This is a genomic window from Pseudomonas sp. R84, assembly GCF_009834515.1.
GTDB lineage: Bacteria > Pseudomonadota > Gammaproteobacteria > Pseudomonadales > Pseudomonadaceae > Aquipseudomonas.
Genome location: NZ_CP019426.1, coordinates 1,873,098 through 1,891,585, shown reverse-complemented (window position 1 = coordinate 1,891,585; position 18,488 = coordinate 1,873,098). Strand labels below are relative to the sequence as shown.

Annotated in this window: 21 protein-coding genes; 8 read left to right on the top strand and 13 right to left on the bottom strand. The window is 60.5% G+C overall.

The window, feature by feature from the left end; translation table 11 throughout:
• Positions 1 to 9: 9 nt before the first annotated feature.
• The 5 genes from PspR84_RS08555 to PspR84_RS08535 all read left to right on the top strand — a co-directional run bounded on the left by PspR84_RS08555 (position 10) and on the right by PspR84_RS08535 (position 5,706).
• Complete coding sequence (locus PspR84_RS08555) at positions 10 to 1,284, top strand: glycerate kinase (RefSeq protein WP_160056858.1); 1,275 nt, start codon at positions 10 to 12, stop codon at positions 1,282 to 1,284.
• Entirely contained in the window at positions 1,281 to 2,696 is a 1,416-nt protein-coding gene (pyk, locus tag PspR84_RS08550; RefSeq protein ID WP_160056856.1) for a pyruvate kinase, read from the top strand. Before PspR84_RS08555 ends, pyk begins: the two co-directional genes overlap by 4 nt.
• Positions 2,697 to 2,842: 146 nt before the next feature.
• Positions 2,843 to 3,757: an urea transporter gene (locus PspR84_RS08545; RefSeq protein ID WP_160056854.1), complete on the top strand. Its 915-nt coding sequence runs from the start codon at positions 2,843 to 2,845 to the stop codon at positions 3,755 to 3,757.
• Between the two features lie 21 nt (positions 3,758 to 3,778).
• Complete coding sequence (locus PspR84_RS08540; RefSeq protein WP_160056852.1) at positions 3,779 to 4,603, top strand: ion transporter; 825 nt, start codon at positions 3,779 to 3,781, stop codon at positions 4,601 to 4,603.
• A 104-nt stretch (positions 4,604 to 4,707) separates the two neighbouring features.
• The gene (locus tag PspR84_RS08535) at positions 4,708 to 5,706 is read left to right on the top strand and encodes a sulfate ABC transporter substrate-binding protein (RefSeq protein ID WP_160056850.1); all 999 of its coding nucleotides are present in this window, start codon (positions 4,708 to 4,710) and stop codon (positions 5,704 to 5,706) included.
• 240 nt (positions 5,707 to 5,946) lie between these two features.
• Here PspR84_RS08535 and PspR84_RS08530 read toward each other — a convergent pair whose 3' ends face one another.
• A complete protein-coding gene (locus tag PspR84_RS08530; protein ID WP_160056848.1) occupies positions 5,947 to 6,558 on the bottom strand; it encodes a DUF5666 domain-containing protein in 612 nt (203 codons plus the stop codon).
• A 241-nt stretch (positions 6,559 to 6,799) separates the two neighbouring features.
• On the opposite strand from PspR84_RS08530, the gene PspR84_RS08525 reads away from it, so the two are divergent.
• Positions 6,800 to 7,987: an MFS transporter gene (locus PspR84_RS08525; protein WP_160056846.1), complete on the top strand. Its 1,188-nt coding sequence runs from the start codon at positions 6,800 to 6,802 to the stop codon at positions 7,985 to 7,987.
• Positions 7,988 to 8,056: 69 nt separating this feature from the next.
• Here the strand turns inward: PspR84_RS08525 and PspR84_RS08520 are convergent, their stop codons facing one another.
• From PspR84_RS08520 to ccmA, 12 genes are all read right to left on the bottom strand, one after another.
• The gene (locus tag PspR84_RS08520) at positions 8,057 to 8,461 is read right to left on the bottom strand and encodes a type II toxin-antitoxin system HicB family antitoxin (protein ID WP_064390887.1); all 405 of its coding nucleotides are present in this window, start codon (positions 8,459 to 8,461) and stop codon (positions 8,057 to 8,059) included.
• Positions 8,461 to 8,673: a type II toxin-antitoxin system HicA family toxin gene (locus PspR84_RS08515; protein ID WP_160056844.1), complete on the bottom strand. Its 213-nt coding sequence runs from the start codon at positions 8,671 to 8,673 to the stop codon at positions 8,461 to 8,463. Before PspR84_RS08515 ends, PspR84_RS08520 begins: the two co-directional genes overlap by 1 nt.
• 207 nt (positions 8,674 to 8,880) lie before the next feature.
• A complete protein-coding gene (locus PspR84_RS08510) occupies positions 8,881 to 9,285 on the bottom strand; it encodes a hypothetical protein (protein ID WP_160056842.1) in 405 nt (134 codons plus the stop codon).
• 25 nt (positions 9,286 to 9,310) lie between these two features.
• On the bottom strand, positions 9,311 to 10,513 hold the full coding sequence (ccmI, locus tag PspR84_RS08505; protein ID WP_160056840.1) for a c-type cytochrome biogenesis protein CcmI: 1,203 nt from the start codon (positions 10,511 to 10,513) through the stop codon (positions 9,311 to 9,313).
• A complete protein-coding gene (locus PspR84_RS08500; RefSeq protein WP_122855443.1) occupies positions 10,510 to 10,980 on the bottom strand; it encodes a cytochrome c-type biogenesis protein in 471 nt (156 codons plus the stop codon). Before PspR84_RS08500 ends, ccmI begins: the two co-directional genes overlap by 4 nt.
• Positions 10,977 to 11,513, bottom strand: a complete 537-nt coding sequence (locus PspR84_RS08495; protein WP_007919961.1) for a DsbE family thiol:disulfide interchange protein — start codon at positions 11,511 to 11,513, stop codon at positions 10,977 to 10,979. Before PspR84_RS08495 ends, PspR84_RS08500 begins: the two co-directional genes overlap by 4 nt.
• Positions 11,510 to 13,498, bottom strand: a complete 1,989-nt coding sequence (locus PspR84_RS08490; RefSeq protein WP_160056838.1) for a heme lyase CcmF/NrfE family subunit — start codon at positions 13,496 to 13,498, stop codon at positions 11,510 to 11,512. Before PspR84_RS08490 ends, PspR84_RS08495 begins: the two co-directional genes overlap by 4 nt.
• A 3-nt stretch (positions 13,499 to 13,501) precedes the next feature.
• Positions 13,502 to 13,957 carry a cytochrome c maturation protein CcmE gene (gene ccmE / locus PspR84_RS08485; RefSeq protein WP_007919964.1) on the bottom strand — a complete coding sequence of 152 codons (456 nt, stop codon included), beginning with the start codon at positions 13,955 to 13,957 and terminating at the stop codon, positions 13,502 to 13,504.
• Positions 13,954 to 14,130 carry a heme exporter protein CcmD gene (gene ccmD / locus PspR84_RS08480; RefSeq protein WP_003222944.1) on the bottom strand — a complete coding sequence of 59 codons (177 nt, stop codon included), beginning with the start codon at positions 14,128 to 14,130 and terminating at the stop codon, positions 13,954 to 13,956. Before ccmD ends, ccmE begins: the two co-directional genes overlap by 4 nt.
• A complete protein-coding gene (locus PspR84_RS08475) occupies positions 14,127 to 14,882 on the bottom strand; it encodes a heme ABC transporter permease (protein WP_160056836.1) in 756 nt (251 codons plus the stop codon). The genes ccmD and PspR84_RS08475 overlap by 4 nt, the downstream gene beginning before the upstream one ends.
• Before the next feature lie 92 nt (positions 14,883 to 14,974).
• On the bottom strand, positions 14,975 to 15,643 hold the full coding sequence (gene ccmB, locus PspR84_RS08470) for a heme exporter protein CcmB (RefSeq protein ID WP_008083427.1): 669 nt from the start codon (positions 15,641 to 15,643) through the stop codon (positions 14,975 to 14,977).
• Positions 15,640 to 16,275 carry a cytochrome c biogenesis heme-transporting ATPase CcmA gene (gene ccmA / locus PspR84_RS08465; RefSeq protein ID WP_095050200.1) on the bottom strand — a complete coding sequence of 212 codons (636 nt, stop codon included), beginning with the start codon at positions 16,273 to 16,275 and terminating at the stop codon, positions 15,640 to 15,642. The genes ccmB and ccmA overlap by 4 nt, the downstream gene beginning before the upstream one ends.
• A 197-nt stretch (positions 16,276 to 16,472) precedes the next feature.
• Here ccmA and PspR84_RS08460 point away from each other — a divergent pair, with 197 nt between their 5' ends.
• Both PspR84_RS08460 and PspR84_RS08455 read left to right on the top strand, forming a co-directional pair.
• On the top strand, positions 16,473 to 18,047 hold the full coding sequence (locus PspR84_RS08460; protein WP_160056834.1) for a flagellar hook-length control protein FliK: 1,575 nt from the start codon (positions 16,473 to 16,475) through the stop codon (positions 18,045 to 18,047).
• Complete coding sequence (locus tag PspR84_RS08455; RefSeq protein ID WP_160056832.1) at positions 18,044 to 18,373, top strand: EscU/YscU/HrcU family type III secretion system export apparatus switch protein; 330 nt, start codon at positions 18,044 to 18,046, stop codon at positions 18,371 to 18,373. The genes PspR84_RS08460 and PspR84_RS08455 overlap by 4 nt, the downstream gene beginning before the upstream one ends.
• The last annotated feature ends 115 nt before the right edge of the window (positions 18,374 to 18,488 follow it).

The window sequence follows — 18,488 nt, the reverse complement described above, 5'->3', positions numbered from 1 at the left end:
GAGCCCGCCATGTCGGTCGATCCGCAACAACTGCTGCGCGAGCTGTTTGCCACAGCCATCGACGCGGCCCATCCGAACCAGGTCCTCGAAGCCCATTTGCCCACCGATCGTAGCGGCCGGGTGATCGTCATCGGTGCCGGCAAAGCCGCCGCCGCGATGGCGCAAGTGGTCGAGCGCTGCTGGGAAGGTGAAGTCTCTGGCCTGGTTGTGACCCGTTACGGTCACGGCGCTCCGTGCGAAAAAATCGAAGTGGTCGAAGCCGCGCATCCCGTCCCGGATGCTGCCGGTCTGGCCGTGGCCAAACGCGTGCTCGAACTGGTCAGCAACCTGAGCGAAGACGACCGCGTGATCTTCCTGCTCTCTGGTGGCGGCTCTGCCCTACTGGCGTTGCCGGCCGCAGGCATTACCCTCGCCGACAAGCAATCGATCAACAAAGCCCTGCTCAAATCCGGCGCGACCATCGGCGAGATGAACTGCGTGCGCAAGCACCTCTCGGCGATCAAGGGCGGGCGTCTGGGCAAGGCCTGCTGGCCTGCCACTGTTTATACCTACGCAATTTCCGATGTACCGGGCGACCTCGCCACGGTTATCGCTTCCGGCCCGACCGTGGCCGACCCAAGCACTTCCGCTGAAGCGCTGGCGATCATCAAACGCTACGGCATCGAGATTCCGGTTTCGGTGCGTAACTGGTTGCAAAGCCCTGAGTCGGAAACCGTCAAACCCGGTGATCCATCCTTGGCGCGCAGCCACTTCCAGTTGATCGCCCGTCCTCAGCAATCGCTGGATGCCGCTGCGGTGAAATGCCGTCAGGCCGGTTTCAGCACGCTGATCCTCGGCGACCTCGAAGGTGAGTCGCGCGAAGTGGCGAAAGTCCACGCCGGCATCGCCCGCCAGATCATCAACCACGGCCAGCCACTGGCAGCGCCGTGCGTGATCCTTTCCGGCGGCGAAACCACCGTAACCGTGCGCGGCAATGGCCGTGGCGGGCGCAACGCCGAATTCCTCTTGAGCCTCACCGACAATCTCAAAGGCCAGCCCGGCGTCTATGCGCTGGCCGGTGACACCGACGGCATCGACGGTTCGGAAGACAACGCCGGCGCGATCATGACTCCGGACAGCTACGCCCGCGCCGCCGCCCTCGGTTTGAGCGCCAGTGATGAACTGGATAACAACAACGGCTATGGCTATTTCGCGGCGCTCGATGCGCTGATCGTCACTGAGCCGACCCGCACCAACGTCAACGACTTCCGCGCCATTCTGATCCTTGAGAGCTGCAAATCATGACGCCTGATAAAAAGGTCAAAATCCTCGCCACCCTCGGGCCTGCTGTCGATGGCATCGAAGACATCCGTGAACTGGTCGAGGCCGGGGTGAATATCTTCCGCCTGAACTTCAGCCACGGCGATCACGCCGACCACGCCAAGCGCTATCAGTGGATCCGCGAAGTCGAGCGCCAGCTCAACTACCCGCTGGGCATTCTGATGGACTTGCAGGGGCCGAAACTGCGCGTCGGCAAGTTCGCTGACGGCAAGGTGCAACTGCATCGTGGTCAGGCCTTCCGTCTGGATCTGGACGCGACGCCGGGCGATGAGCGCCGGGTGAATCTGCCGCATCCGGAGATCATTGCCGCGCTGGAAGCGGGAATGGATCTGCTGCTCGACGACGGCAAACTGCGTCTGCGCGTGGTCAGCAAATACGCCGACGCGATCGATACCACCGTGCTCAACGGCGGCGAACTGTCGGACCGCAAAGGCGTCAACGTGCCGCAAGCGGTGCTCGACCTCAGCCCGCTGACCGCCAAGGATCGCCGCGATCTGAGCTTCGGTCTGGAACTGGGTGTGGACTGGGTCGCGCTGTCGTTTGTACAGCGTCCGCAAGACATCATCGAAGCCCGCGCACTGATCGGCGACAAAGCCTTTCTGATGGCGAAAATCGAGAAGCCTTCCGCCGTCGAGCAATTGCGTGAAATCGCTGAACTGAGCGACGCGATCATGGTTGCCCGTGGCGATCTCGGCGTTGAAGTACCTGCCGAAAGCGTGCCGCAGATTCAGAAAAACATCATCACCACCTGCCGCGAACTGGGCAAACCGGTGGTGGTGGCGACGCAGATGCTCGAGTCGATGCGCTTCTCTCCTGCTCCGACCCGCGCCGAGGTGACGGACGTTGCCAACGCCGTGGCCGAAGGCGCCGATGCGGTGATGCTGTCGGCGGAAACCGCCTCCGGTGAGTACCCGCTGGAAGCCGTGCAGATGATGAGCAAGATCATTCGCCAGGTTGAGAACGGTCCGGATTATCAGACCCAACTCGACGTCAGCCGGCCGAAAGCTGAAGCGACCGTTTCCGATGCGATCAGCTGTGCGATCCGGCGTATCAGCAACGTGCTGCCGGTGGCGGTGCTGGTCAACTACAGCGAGTCCGGTGCATCGAGCCTGCGTGCAGCGCGGGAACGGCCGAAAGCGCCGATCCTCAACCTGACACCGAACCTGCAGACCGCGCGGCGCTTGAGCGTGGCGTGGGGCATTCATTCGGTGGTCAACGATCGTCTGCGTCAGGTCGACGAAGTCTGCTCTACCGCCCTGGAAATCGCCCAGGCGCAAGGCATGGCAGAGCGTGGTGACACGTTGCTGATCACTGCCGGCGTGCCGTTCGGGCAGCCCGGATCGACTAACTCGCTGCGGATCGAGACATTGATTTAGCGCCTGTACCGGCCTCTTCGCGAGCAGGCTCGCTCCCACAGTTGATTTGTGTACATCACAAACTCAATGACTGAACAAAGATTCAATGTGGGAGCCAGCCTGCTGGCGAAGAAGGCAACCCGGTTTCTCTGACTTTCAGAACTGCCATGCCTGCCAATCATTTCAACACCCACTGCCCCGACTGGGCCGAGGCTTTGCTCAACGGTTTCAGTCAAATATTCCTCCAGCGTCATCCGCTGTGCGGCCTGTTGTGCCTGTTGGCGATCCTGCTGACGGCGCCCGTGCTGTTCGCCGGTGCGCTGCTCGGTGCCGTTGCCGGTTTGCTCACCGCGCAACGCCGCAACTACGCCAAGGCTGATCGCCAGGCTGGACTGTTCAGCTACAACGGCATTTTGCTTGGCCTGTTGCTGAGCCTGTATTTCCCTTGGTCGCCGCTGCTGCCGCCGCTGATTCTTGCCGCTGGCGGATTGAGCGCGATGGTCACGCAGCAATGGCTCAAACACGTATATCGCAGCCGAGCCATACCGGCCTACACCTCGCCGTTCGTGGCCATGAGCTGGGTATTGCTGCTGTTCGCCGAACCGTCAGCGCCGATGGCGCACATCGAAATGAACACGCTGAATGTGCTTGCCGCCGAATTGCGCGGTTTGGGCCAGGTGATGTTCCTCGGCCATCCGCTGGCCGGCGCGCTGATTGCCATCGGTTTGCTGGTCGCTGATCGCCGCGCATTTTGCTGGGCAATGCTCGCCTCGGTGATCGGCCTCGGCTCCAGCCTGCTGCATCACGAAAGCGGCTCCGCTTTGCTCGGTCTCGGCAGCTATAACGCCGTGCTCGCCGCCCTTGCATTCTCCGCGCAACGCCAGCAACCTTGGCTGCCACTGGTCGGCATCGTGCTGGCGCTGCTGGTCACTCCGCTATTTGCCGCTGTCGGCCTGGCCACCCTGACCGCGCCGTTCATCCTCGCCGGCTGGCTGATCCGCGCCGGTATTCAGATGCTCGGCAAAACGCCGGTCGAGCGTGCGCCTTGCGCTCATGGGGAGAATCAACCTAGGCTGCGCTGATCTTCGATTCAGGCGTTATCCATGGACAGCAGCAACAGTTGGCGCGAACGGCTTTACGTGATGATTTTCCAGAGCGACACCCTCGCCGGGCGTCGCTTCGACGGCATCCTGCTGTTGATCATCCTCGCCAGTCTGGTGATCGTGATGCTCGACAGTATCGACAGCATTCACCAGAACTACGCGAACGTGCTGGCCTACATCGAGTGGGGCTTCACGATCATCTTTCTCGGCGAGTACATCCTGCGTCTGTACTGCTCACCGAAGCCGTTACGTTATGCCTTCAGCTTTTACGGGCTGGTGGATTTGCTGGCGATCGTGCCCGGCATCCTCGCCCTGTATTACAGCGATGCGCAGTACCTGCTGATTATCCGGATCATCCGCATGTTGCGGATCTTCCGGGTGCTCAAGCTCAGCCCGTACCTCAAGCAAGCCAATTATCTGATGTCGGCGCTGCGTGGCAGCAAGCAGAAGATCGTCGTGTTTCTGGTCAGCGTCTGCACCCTGGTGACGGTGTTCGGCACCTTGATGTACGTGATCGAAGGCCCGGAACATGGCTTCACCAGCATTCCCAAAGGCATCTATTGGGCCATCGTCACGTTGACCACCGTGGGCTTCGGCGACATCGTGCCGAAGACGCCGCTGGGCCAGGTGATTTCGTCGCTGGTGATGATCACCGGTTATTCGATCATCGCCGTGCCGACGGGGATTTTCACCGCCGAACTGGCCAACGCCATGCGCGGCGAACAGCTGCAACACGACTGCCCGGTGTGTAAGAAAAACAGCCATGAACACGGCGCGGCGTTCTGCTCGCGATGTGGCAATGCGTTGTTCAAGAAACTGGAATAAGCACAGAGCTTTTTAATCTTTAAACGACTATGCGCGCCCCGTTATAGTCAGTGGCAATTGAACATCACTCCCTGCTTCTACACCGATAAAACAAGGAATGCGCAGTGAAAAAACTCTTTGGCGCCTCACTTCTCGCCGCCGGCCTGGCCTTGACCAACATCGCTCAGGCAGCCCCGACGCTGCTCAACGTTTCCTACGACGTGATGCGCGATTTCTACAAGGACTACAACACTGCGTTCCAGAAACACTGGCAAGCCGAGCACAACGAAAACATTACCGTACAGATGTCCTTCGGCGGTTCGAGCAAGCAAGCGCGCTCGGTGATCGATGGCCTGCCGGCTGACGTCATCACCATGAACATGGCCACCGACATCAACGCCCTCGCCGACAACGGCAAACTGGTGCCGGAGAACTGGGTCACGCGTCTGCCGAACAACAGCGCGCCGTTTACTTCAGCCACTGTGTTCATCGTCCGTAAAGGCAACCCGAAAGCCCTGAAAGACTGGCCGGATCTGCTCAAGGACGGCGTGCAAGTGATCGTGCCAAACCCGAAAACCTCGGGTAATGGCCGCTACACCTACCTGTCGGCGTGGGGTTATGTGCTGAAGAATGGTGGTGACGAGAACAAGGCCAAGGATTTCGTCGGCAAACTGTTCAAGCAGGCGCCAGTACTGGACACCGGTGGCCGTGCGGCGACCACCACGTTCATGACCAACCAGATCGGCGACGTGCTGGTGACCTTCGAAAACGAAGCGGAAATGATTGCCCGCGAGTTTGGTCGTGATCAGTTTGAAGTGATCTACCCGAGTGTTTCGGCTGAGGCTGAGCCGCCGGTGTCAGTGGTCGACAAAGTGGTCGACAAGAAAGGCTCGCGTGCGGCGGCGGATGAATATCTGAAGTACCTGTGGTCGCCGGAAGGTCAGGAGATCGCGGCGGCAAACTACCTGCGTCCGCGTGATCCGGCGGTGCTGGCGAAGTACACCGATCGCTTCCCGAAAGTTGATTTCCTTTCGGTGGAGAAGACCTTCGGTGACTGGCGTACGGTGCAGAAGACTCACTTCAATGATGGTGGGGTTTTCGATCAGATTTATAGCGGGCAGTAAGGTTTAAGCTGGCGTGAAAAAGGCGATCCACAGTGGTCGCCTTTTTTGTGGCCGCTTTACCCTCACCCCAGCCCTCTCCCAGAGGGAGAGGGGGCCGACCGTGGGATGCTCAAAAGATTTGCCGACCTGAAAGTGCTGCTGTGAATCCATAATCGCTGCAAGTCTTTCAGGTCGATGTATAGCGCCAGACACCTCGGTCAGTCCCCTCTCCCTCTGGGAGAGGGTTAGGGTGAGGGGCTTTTACATCGGTGGGGTGACGCCATCCTTCCCCGCAGAAATCGATTGCGCCGTCAGCGTGCCATCCGCACTCTGCGTGACGAACGTAACGATCTTCACCCCAACCTTCAGCAAGCTCCGATCCCCCGGCACCAAATTCACAATCGGCACATCCTCGGGCACCAGAATCTTCTGCTGCCCACCCTTGTAGTTCACCGTCAACACCCGCCCGTTGCTCACCACCAGATCGCCGACGCTGCCATTGGTCATGCTGCTGCCCTTGGCCAGATCGAACGGCCGATGCCCGTCGCCGCTACCCGCCAGTTCCGGCGGGAACACATGCACCTCCAGCGCCTTGAGCGTGCCATCCTCCTGCGGTATCGCCGCCGAACCGATGTAGCTGCCGGGTTTGATGTCTTCGATATTGGCCAGGGTGACGGCGCGAACCTTGGTGTCACCGGTTAACTGAATCACCACGCTCTCACCGCTGTTGACGTGGACTTTTAAGCTGTCGGGACTGACCCCGGTGATCTCGCCGCGCACACCCATGCGCATCCCCGGTGCGTCGGCGGCCTGCCCGCTCGTCGCGCCTAGCAAGCTAGTCAGGACAATCGTTGCGATAAGACGAAGCTTCATTGCAATCCTCCGGTCATCAATGTTGTACAAGCCAATGCAAACATAAGCACGCTATCGAACAGGATGTAAGTGAATGTATCATCGCCCCCAGACGGTCGGACGCAAGGTTCGCCGATGGATGACATGCGACAGCCACGGTCATTCCGCAACGGAATAACTGATATCGACCGAAGGCGCCTTCTGCCCATCGGGTTTGTCCCATAGCCTCACCGCATTCCCTTTCGCTGGATCGAGAAACCTTATGACCACCACCACTCACGCAATGACCCGAGGCATGGTGCTGCTGTTCGCCTTCTGCTGCGGCGCCATCGTTGCCAACATCTACTACGCACAGCCGATCATCGGCCTGATCGCTCCCGATATCGGCCTGAGCGACACCATGGCCAGCTTCATCGTCTCGCTGACGCAGATCGGTTATGCGCTGGGCCTGTTCTTCCTCGTGCCGCTGGGCGATCTGCTGGAAAACCGACGATTGATGATCACCACCACCGTGGTGGCGATTGCGAGCTTGCTGGCAGCGGCGTTTACCGATCAGCCGAATGTGTTTTTGCTGATCTCGTTGTTGGTGGGCTTCAGCTCGGTGTCGGTGCAGATCCTGATTCCACTGGCGGCGCATCTGGCACCGGAAGAATCCCGTGGCCGGGTGGTCGGCGGGATCATGGGCGGTTTGCTGCTGGGCATTCTGTTGGCGCGGCCGGTGTCGAGCGTGGTCGCTGACCATCTCGGCTGGCGGGCGATGTTCATGATTGCCGCCGCATTGATGGCAGCGATCAGCGTTGTATTGGCGCTGACCGTGCCCAAGCGCCAACCGGATCATAGCGCCACCTACGGCCAACTGATCGGTTCGCTGTGGACGTTGCTGCGCCAGCAACCGGTACTGCGTCAACGGGCGTTTTATCAGGGCTGCATGTTCGCTACGTTCAGCCTGTTCTGGACCGCCGTGCCGCTGGAACTGGCGCGTAACCATGGCCTGTCGCAAAGCGAAATCGCCATCTTCGCCCTGGTCGGCGCTATCGGTGCCATCGCCGCGCCGATCAGCGGACGCCTGGCCGACGCCGGCCACACCCGCATCGCTTCGTTGTTGGCCATGGTCTTCGCCAGCCTGAGCTTCCTGCCCGCCTTCATTCACCCGGCTTACAGCGTCATCGGCCTGGCCGTGACCGGCGTGGTGCTCGATTTTTGTGTGCAAATGAACATGGTCCTCGGTCAGCGCGCGGTCTACTCGCTGGACGCGAAAAGCCGTGGCCGTTTGAACGCGCTGTACATGACCAGCATCTTTATCGGCGGCGCCTTCGGCTCATCGGTGGCCAGTGCGGTGTATGAGCATGGCGGCTGGTTGTGGATCGTGATTGTGGGGAGTGTGTTTCCGCTGTTGGCATTGTTGCGGTTTTTGAGTGCTTCCCAGCGTGGTTCATTGGCAACGGCATAAGGCGCCAAAAGCTTCGCGAGCAGGCTCGCTCCCACAGGTTATTCACTGAGCCTGGGGGAGCGAGTAAGCTTAATAACGAACCAGTTTCTCCATGGCCGCATCCGCCAGAAAGGAGGAGCGACTTTTAACGTTGTGTTCACGCACATAACGGTCGATTCGCTGAATCACATAACCGGGCAGCGTTACGTTGACCTTCTCGGTCTTGCCGAGATAGGGCGAGATATCCAGCTCGAGCATGCCCCATCCCATGTCGGCAAAGTCCGGATTACTGCGATGAGCGGATGCCGAAGTCGGCATAGGAATCGACTCCCCGTCCGCCGCAATCTCCTGCAGCATGATGTGGGCGACTTCAACCGCAGCCTTGTAGGCATCTTCAAAGCTATCCCCTGCCGTTACTGCGCCGGGAATATCAGGGATCTGAATACCGATGGCGGTATTTTCATCACCCCATTCGATGCAGATTGGATATTGCATTACGGATCTCCTTGGTAGCTGGCTGGCGGGTTGTACAACCCGGCACGCCTCCTGATGCTTTTGACCGTCCCCAGTGGCAAATCCTTTTTCGGGTGAGGAACGGGAATCGTGTACGGGTTGTATCGGTGCCTGAAGATGTGATGACTGCCAGTGACCCGATCCAGCGTCCAGCCTGCCTCCTCCAACTCCTTGATCAATAGCCTGCTTTGCACCAACCGCCTCCTTGCCCTGGCCTTTTAAAAGTAACCCTAGAGTTATCTTTACTCAAGCACAGAAATCCTGGAAGCGACGCCCGGTTGTTTTACAGAGTGTGATTGAAACGCTAGACCCTGAGCTTTGCGCAGCACTTCCTTGAGCAATTTCCGTGCGAACCCAACAGGCACACAGCAAAACGGCGATCCAAAGATCGCCGTTTGCATTCACTGCCCGAACTGCTTGCCCAACCCCGGTGGCACGCCGTGGACGTTGGTGTCTTCCCACGGGCCGTTGGGGCTGACCGAGCGGCTCCAGCCGTTGTTCCAGCGGTAGTAGGTGCGCTGGCGGTAGAAGGTGTTGGTCTGGTCGTCGAGGACGTAGACGCCGAGTTTCTGATCCCAGTGGCTGTTGCCGCCCGGTGGTGGTGCGAAGCTGGCTGAGGTGCGCGGCACTGGTTTGGTTGGTTTCGCCGGGATGCTTTTGCCTGGGGTCGGCGAGGTCGACGGGGTCGGGCTTGGCTGCGACGGTGGGATTGGCGGCAGGTTGGTGGTCGGTTCCGGTCGTTGCACCGCACATGCACTCAAGCCCAGGGCCAGTGTGAGGACTGTGATTCGGGCGATGGTGTGCATGGCGGTGCTTTCCTGTTGTGTCCGGCTATTGGTCCGGGCTGTCGATGGTCAGTTTTTGTAGCGCAGTGGTGCTGCTGGCCAGAGGGCCGCTGCGACCGACCCACTCACCGGCGGTCGGTTGACCAGCCCGTGAGATGCGCGCAACCAGTTGGACTTCAGGGAAGTTCGACAGTTTCAACTGCGGCATCATTGCGTCAGCATCGCCCAGTTCGACGGTCACCGGCAGATCGGCCACGGTCAGGCGTTTGGCCGCCAGCGGTGCTGGTGGGCCGGAGGTGGCGCGAGCGAAGATGAACACGCTGTCGCCCGGTTTCACTTTGCTTCTGAGTTCGCTGGCCAGATCGACGCTGACTTTCAACAGCGCGGCTTTCGCGGCTACCGGTGCCTGAGCGACTTTGCCGCCACTGGCTTCCAGACGCTCGGCGGCGCGTTTGATCCCGCCTTGCAGCGCAGCGCGGGAGCTGTCCTCCGGCGGCAATTGCGCGAGCAAGCGGTTCCAATAATCGATAGCCTCCTGATAACGCTCGCCTTCAAACGCAGCGATGCCGAGCAGGCCGAGGCTGGTGACTTCTTTCGGATCCGCCTTCAGCGCTTCGTCAGTCAGCGCCTGAATCTTCGCCGACCATTTCTTGCCATCCGCAAAGTACTGCGCCTGTGCCCACTGGCCGAGCAGTTCCGGCTGACGACCCGCCAGATTGGCGGCGCGTTCGAACATCTTTGCTGCGTCCGCCGGGCGCTCTTGCGCCATGTAGGTGCGGCCAAGGAAATACAGTCCTTCTGCAGAATCCGGTTGCGCTGCAACAGCACGCTCCAGACGCTGGGTCATCTCTTCCATCGACTGCGGCGCCTGGGCGAATTCGCGGGTCAGTTCGACTTTGTCGGCAGCGCCAAAATGCAGATACAGCCCCAGGCCCAACACCGGCACCAGCACAGCCGCCAACAACGGCAACGGTTTACCCAGTCGGGAAACCCGTGGCGCGCTGACGCCTTCGGTATCTGCCAGCAACTCACGTGCAGCCTCGGCACGACCACTGTCCATTTGCGCAGCGTCGAGCACGCCTTCAGCCTGTTGCGCTTGCAACTCGGCGACACGCTCCTGATACAGCGCGACGTTCAGGGCAGTACGATCCTCTTCACGCTGGGCGCGACGCTCACGCAGCACCGGGATCAGTAGAAAACTCAGGGCGACCAGAAGCAACAGCCCTGCGGCAAGCCAGAAATCAATCATTCTTGGTTTTTATCCAACAGTTGGTCGAGGCGCTGACGCTCTTCGCTGGACAGCGCTTGCGGTGTCTCGGCACGCTGGCCGCGACGACGGCGGACGATCACCGCGATCACCACCAGACCACCGAGCAGCAGGCCGGCCGGGCCGAACCACAGCAGTGCGGTCTTGGCATTGAGTGCCGGTTTGTAGCGGACGAAATCACCGTAGCGATCGACCATGAAGTCGATGATCTGCTGGTTGTCCTTGCCCTCGCCGAGCATGCGGAAAATCTCTTTGCGCAAGTCAGCGGCAATCGGCGCGTTGGAGTCGGCGATGTCCTGGTTCTGGCACTTGGGGCAGCGCAGTTCCTTGGTCAGTTCGCGGAAGCGCTCGCGATCGCCTTCTTTGGCGAACTCATACGTATCGATGGCAGCATGGGCGACACCGGCCAGACTCAAGCCCAATACCAGCGCCGCTAAAAAACGCTTCATGGCTTGGCCTCATCGACCAGTGCCTGATACTTGGCCGCGAGTTTTTCACGCCAGACCTGCTCGTCGATCACACCGACGTACTTGTCGCGGATGATGCCCTTGGCGTCGATGAAGAAGGTTTCCGGCGCGCCGTAAACCCCTAGGTTGAGGCCCAGCGAGCCTTCGTCGTCGCGGATATCCAGCGCATACGGATTGTGGAATTCGGCCAGCCATTTCAAGGCATCGGCGTTGGTGTCCTTGTAGTTGATGCCGTAGATCACCACGCCGCGCTCGGCGAGTTTGTTCAGCACCGGATGCTCGACCCGGCAGGAAATGCACCAGGTGCCCCAGACATTGACCAGTGCCGGTTTGCCGAGAATGTCAGCCTTGGTCAGGCTCTTGTCGCCCTGCACATTTGGCAGGGAAAACTCCGGGAACGGCTTGTTGATCATCGCCGACGGCAGCTCCGCCGGATCGAGGTACAAACCGCGATAAAGAAACACCGCCACCAGCAGGAAAATCGCCAGTGGTACCAGCATCAACCAACGTCTCATGCTGCCGCTCCCGTCATGCCCAGCGCTTCACGCACCTTGGCTTTCACCTTGACCCGATAACGTCGATCCAGCGCCGCCAGCAACCCACCGAAACCAGTCAGCAGCCCGCCGAACCAGATCCAGCGCACGAACGGTTTGACGTGTACGCGTACAGCCCAGGCGCCGTTGTCCAGCGGTTCGCCGAGGGCGACGTAAAGGTCACGGGTGAAACCGGCATCGATGCCGGCTTCGGTCATCATCGAACTCTGCACGGTGTACAGGCGCTTTTCCGGGTGCAGCACGCTGATTTCCTTGCCGTCGCGGATCACCCGAATGGTGCCCTTGTCGGAGGTGAAGTTCGGCCCTTCAAAGTGCTTGGCGCCTTCGAAAATGAAGTGATAACCGGCCAGGTTCATCGATTCGCCCGGCGCCAGACGCAGGTCGCGCTCGGCACTGTTTTGACTCGACAACACTACGCCCAGCGCGCACACCGCGATGCCGAGGTGAGCGATCTGCATGCCCCAATAACTGCGGGTCAGCGTTGGCAAGCCTTTGATCAGGCCTCTGTGGCGAGTCTTGTCGAAGATGTCACGGACACCGGCGAGCAATACCCACGCCGCGAGCAGGAAAGTCGCGATCACCGCCCAGTTGAAATCGCCGTAAGCGACACCGGCCACCACCGCCAGCGCGACGCTGCCAAGCAGCACTGGCGTGAGCATGCTGCCCAGCCATTTCACCGGGGTGTCCTTCCAACGCACGATCACGCCGACCGCCATCACCATCATCAGCAATGCCATCAACGGAATGAAAAGCGCGTTGAAGTAAGGCGGGCCGACTGACATCTTCGCACCGCTGAGGGCATCGAGGATCAGCGGATACAGCGTGCCGAGCAGGATCATCGACGCCGCCACCACCAGCACCAGGTTGTTGCCCAGCAGCAGGGTTTCCCGCGACCACAGGTTGAAACCGACCTGACTCTTGACCACTGGCGCGCGCAGGGCGAACAGGGTCAGCGAGCCGCCGACCACGAACAACAGGAAGATCAGGATGAACACGCCGCGCTCCGGATCAGAGGCAAACGCGTGCACCGAAGTCAGCACGCCGGAGCGCACCAGGAACGTACCGAGCAGGCTCAGCGAAAACGCGGCAATCGCCAGCAACACCGTCCAGCTCTTGAACACGCCACGTTTTTCGGTGACCGCCAGCGAGTGGATCAGCGCGGTGCCGACCAGCCACGGCATGAACGAGGCGTTTTCCACCGGGTCCCAGAACCACCAGCCACCCCAGCCGAGTTCGTAATAGGCCCACCACGAACCGAGGGTGATGCCGATGCCGAGGAAGGCCCAGGCAACGATGGTCCATGGACGCGACCAGCGCGCCCACGCGGCATCCAGTCGACCGCCCATCAACGCCGCGATGGCAAAGGCAAACGCCACCGAAAAACCGACGTAACCCATGTACAACATTGGCGGGTGCACGATCAGGCCGATGTCTTGCAACAGTGGATTCAAGTCAGCGCCATTGCTCGGCATTTGCGGCAGGATGCGCTTGAACGGGTTGGACGTCAGGATCAGGAACAGCAAGAAACCGGTGCTGATCATGCCCATCACCGCCAGTACACGAGCGAGCATGACTTGCGGCAACTGCCGCGAGAACACCGACACGGCGAAGGTCCAGCCGCCGAGGATCAGGGCCCACAGCAGCAACGACCCTTCGTGGGCGCCCCACACCGCGCTGAATTTGTAATACCACGGCAACGCGGTGTTGGAGTTGTTGGCGACATAGGCGACGGAGAAGTCATCAGTCATGAATGCGTAGGTCAGAATGCCGAACGCAAATAGCAAAAAGGCAAACTGACCCCACGCCGCCGGCTGTGCCAGGCTCATCCAGAAACGATCGCCGCGCCAGGCACCGATCAATGGCACCACGGCCTGCACCAGCGCAAAACACAGCGCCAGAATCATCGCCAGATGACCCAACTCAGGAATAAAAATCGCCGAGGTCATCGATCAACCCTCCTTCGCAGGCGTTGGTGCCGATTGACCGCTGTCTTTCAAGGCTTTGGTCACTTCCGGCGGCATGTATTTTTCGTCGTGCTTGGCCAGCACTTCATCGGCCACCACCACGCCGTCGGCGTTGAGCTTGCCGAGGGCGACGATGCCCTGCCCTTCGCGGAACAGATCCGGGAGGATGCCGCGATAGGCGATGGTCACGGATTTATTGAAGTCAGTGACGACGAATTTGACGTCCAGCGAATCCTTCGAGCGCTGCAGCGAACCGGCCTCAACCATGCCGCCGGCGCGGATGCGCGTGTCTTGCGGCGCTTCGCCATTGGCGATCTGCGTCGGCGTGTAGAACAGATTGATGTTCTGCTGCAGGGCGCTGAGGGCCAGGCCGACGGCAGCGCCGACCCCGACCAGAATGGCCAGAATGATGATCAGACGTTTCTTGCGCAGCGGATTCACTTGCCGTTCTCCCGGCGCAGACGACGCGCCTCTTGTTGCAGATAGCGCTTGCGGGCCGCAATCGGCGCCACCACGTTGAGGATCAGCACCGCCAGACAGATGCCATAGGCCGACCAGACATACAGGCCATGATGGCCCATGGCGAGGAAGTCGCCGAATGAAGCAAAACTCATCGAGCGGCCTCCAGACTGTGCTGCACTTCTTCTTTCACCCAACTGGCGCGGGCTTCGCGCTTGAGCACTTCCAGACGCATGCGCAGCAACAGCACGGCGCCGAAGAAGCAGTAGAAACCCAGCACCGTCAGCAACAATGGCAGCCACATTTGCGCCGGCATCGCCGGTTTTTCAGTGAGGGTGAAGGTCGCGCCTTGGTGCAGGGTGTTCCACCACTCCACCGAGTATTTGATGATCGGGATGTTGATCACACCGACGATGGCCAGCACGGCGCAGGCCTTGGCGGCGCTGTCGCGGTTGCTGATCGCATTGCCTAGCGCGATCACGCCGAAATACAGGAACAGCAGAATCAGCATTGAGGTCAAGCGCGCATCCCAGACCCACCACGAGCCCCAGGTCGGTTTGCCCCAGATCGCCCCGGTGACCAGCGCCACGGCGGTCATCCACGCGCCGATCGGTGCCGCGCATTGCAGGGCGACGTCGGCCAGTTTCATCTTCCACACCAGCCCGACCACACCGCACACCGCCAGCATCACGTAGATCGACTGAGCGAGCATCGCGGCAGGTACGTGGATATAGATGATGCGAAAGCTGTTGCCTTGCTGATAATCCGGCGGCGCGAAGGCCAGGCCCCAAACGACGCCGACGCCGATCAGTAGCAACGCTGCGATGCTCAACCATGGCAGGAACTTGCTGCTGATGCCGTAGAACCACTTGGGCGAGCCGAGCTTGTGAAACCAGGTCCAGTTCATACTGTTTCCATCACGGATGCCGCTCATCGGTGTGAGCTGGCATAGGGTCATGCTTTTATTAAAAAGCGGTTAATTTTAACCAGACCTCATTATTATTCGCCGACGCTGATCTTCAGGCCAGCAGCTATTGCAAAGGGTGTCAGGGTGATCGCCAGTGCGGTCAGGCTCCCAAGCCACAGCAGATACCCGGTCGCCGGCATGCCTTGGAGGGCTGCCTGCAAGGCGCCACTGCCAAGGATCAACACCGGGATGTACAACGGCAGAATCAGCAGCGCCAGCAACAGGCCGCCGCGTTTCAAACCGACCGTCAGTGCCGCGCCCACCGCGCCGAGCAAGCTCAGCACCGGTGTTCCCAGCAGCAACGAAAACAGCAAAACCGGCAGGCAGGCGGCAGGCAAACCGAGCATCAACGCCAGCAGCGGTGAGAGCAGAACCAGTGCCAGCCCGGAGAAAAGCCAGTGTGCCAGCACCTTGGCCAAGACCAGAAGTGGCAGCGGGTGCGACGAAAGGACCCACTGTTCCAGCGAGCCATCCTCGAAATCACTGCGGAACAGCCCGTCCAGCGAGAGCAGGACCGACAACAGCGCCGCCACCCAGACTAACCCGGGGGACAGGTTTTGCAACACTTGAGTTTCCGGGCCGACGGCCAGCGGGAACAAAGCAATGACGATGGCAAAGAAAATCAGCGGATTGGCCAGCTCCGCCGGGCGGCGAAACAGCAATCGGGATTCACGGGCAACCAGCAGGCCAAACACACTCATACTGCCCAGTTCCCCAGATCGATGTCGCGATAACCGGCAGGCATCCGGCTCAGCGTGTGGTGCGTGGTCAACACCACCAGACCACCGCGTTCGCAGTGTCCGGCCAGATGCTCTTCGAGCTGCGCCACACCTTGTTTGTCCAGAGCGGTAAACGGCTCATCGAGAATCCACAATGGCGGGCTGTCGAGATACAAACGCGCCAGCGCCACGCGACGTTGCTGACCGGCGGACAGGCTGTGGCAGGGAACATCTTCGAAACCGCGCAATCCTACAGCTGCCAGCGCTTGCCAGATGGCCTCGCGTTCGGCGGGATGATGCAGGGCACAAAGCCAGGAAAGGTTCTCTTCCGGGGTCAGCAGGTCCTTGATCCCGGCGGCGTGGCCGATCCACAGCAGGTTGCGTGCGAGTTCGCTGCGTTGTTCGGTCAGCGGCTGGCCATTGAGCAGGACGTGCCCGGCGGTCGGCTGCATCAGCCCGGACAACAGGCGCAAAAGGCTGGTCTTGCCGCTGCCGTTGGGTCCGCTGATCTGCACCATATCGCCGCTGGCGAGTCTCAATTCGAGATTTTCGAAGAGCAGCCGCAGATCACGTTCACACGCGAGGGCAACGGTTTGCAGGACAGGACTGGTCAAGGGATCACGGGCCTTATACGGTTCAAGTCGGCTCTGGCGCGGCCGTTAAAGAGATGCAGCATAGATGCATTGACGGCTCGATCTAGAGAGCTGGGTCAAACAATTGCTATGTTTTTTATTCGAAGCGCAAGACGGGCGGCATTATACATGTCGTGCCTTACTCTCAAGAGTGCATTTTCCTCAGGTTGTGTCCGCGTATGACAGGCGAAATGAACATCCTCCCGCTCCTGCCCACCACCCCGGCGACCGTGCGTCCGCAGGTCGGTGAGCTGCTCAAGCTGCTGACCCCGGTCGAAGGCCTGATCGGCGCCGGGCAAAGCGCCAAAGCCGAGGTGTTGTCGCTCAAGCAGGCGGATCAGACCTTTCAGTTATTGCTCAAGGTGACCGTCGACGGCGGACGCCAGACCACCGTGCAGGCGACCAGCAATCTGCCATTGCCGCAAGGCACCAGTCTGGCGATCACCCAGCCCTCGGCGGGCAACCTGGCGATTACCGTGCAGCAAGCCATCGCCAGCAGCGTCGCCACCCTCACCCGCATCGACACCGCGCAATTGCCAGTCGGCACGCTGCTGCAAGGCAAAGTGCTGACCTCGCAGGCGCTGCCGCAGACGCCGGGGCAAGCCGCGGTGTTCCGCTCGTTGGTCAGCCTGCTCAACACCGCACAGAGCGGCAGCACACTGACCATCGATAGCCCGCAGCCACTGCGCATCGGCACCTTGCTTTCGGCGCTGGTGGAAGATGCACAAACTCTCAAGTTTCTGCCGATGAGCAGCCGCCAGGAACAACTGGCCGTCAGTCAGCAACTGCTCGGCCAGCAAAGTCGTCAGGCCTCCCTGACAGGGTTGCTGAATGCTTTGCAGAATCTGCCGAGCGATACCGATCAGGCATCGCAGGATTTGCGCGCGGTGGTCGACAAACTCCTTGCCAGCCTGCCGGACGTGCAACAACTGAGCACCGCCAAAGGCGTGGCGCTGGCGCTGGCCAACAGCGGCGCGTTCCTCGAAGCCAAACTGTTGACCGGGCAGAACCCGACGCTGGCCCCGGACATGAAGGCCGACCTGCTGAAGCTGATCGCGCAACTGACTCCGGGCCTGCCGAGCAGCACCAGTTTCAACGCGATCATCGCCGCCAACACCCTGGCGCAAGCGCTGCCGAGTTTCGTGCGTAATGCGCTCGGCATGCTCGGTCAGGTCAGCGCGAAACCGGTGCCGAGCAGCTTCCCGCTGCCCGACCGCTTGCTGCAAAGTCTGGACGGCGAAGGCGATCTGGAACAGTTGCTGCGCCTCGCCGCCGCTGCGGTATCGCGCCTGCAAAGTCATCAACTATCAAGTCTGGAGCAGACCGGCGTTACCGACGATGGGCGTCTGCTCAGCACCTGGCAACTGGAAATCCCCATGCGCAATCTGCAGGACATCGTGCCGCTGCAGGTCAAGTTCCAGCGTGAAGAAGCCCCGGAGCGAGAGCCGCAACCGAACGAACGTCGCGAGGAACGCGAGCCCAAGCAACAACTGTGGCGCGTCGATCTGGCGTTCGACATGGAACCGCTCGGGCCGCTGCAGATTCAGGCGCAACTGATCGCCGGCAGCCTTTCCAGCCAACTGTGGGCCGAACGGCCGTACACCGCTGACCTGATCGAAAACAACCTGTTCGCCCTGCGCCAGCGCCTGCTTGATCGCGGGCTCAACGTTGGCGATATCGACTGCCATCTCGGCACCCCGCCGCAAGGCAATCAAACCCGTCTTGAGCACCGCTGGGTCGACGAAACCGCATGAACGATTCCACTGCCCCACGCCAGGCCATCGCCCTCAAATACGACGGCAACCACGCCCCGACCCTCACCGCCAAAGGCGACGAAGAGCTGGCCGAAGAAATCCTGCGCATTGCTCGCGATTGCGAAGTGCCGATTTACGAAAATGCCGAATTGGTGCGGCTGTTGGCGCGGATGGAATTGGGCGACAGCATTCCTGAGGAGCTGTATCGCACGATCGCCGAAATCATCGCGTTTGCGTGGAATCTGAAGGGGAAATTTCCCGAGGGGCAGGATCCGGATGCGCCGATGGTCGAGAAGGATGTGACCGATCGCGGGGATGATTACTGAGCCTTAAAAGCAAAAGATCGCAGCCTTCGGCAGCTCCTACATTGGAATGCGTTTCCCTGTAGGAGCTGCCGAAGGCTGCGATCTTTTGATCTTGCTTGCCGCTAAAAGCTCGAAG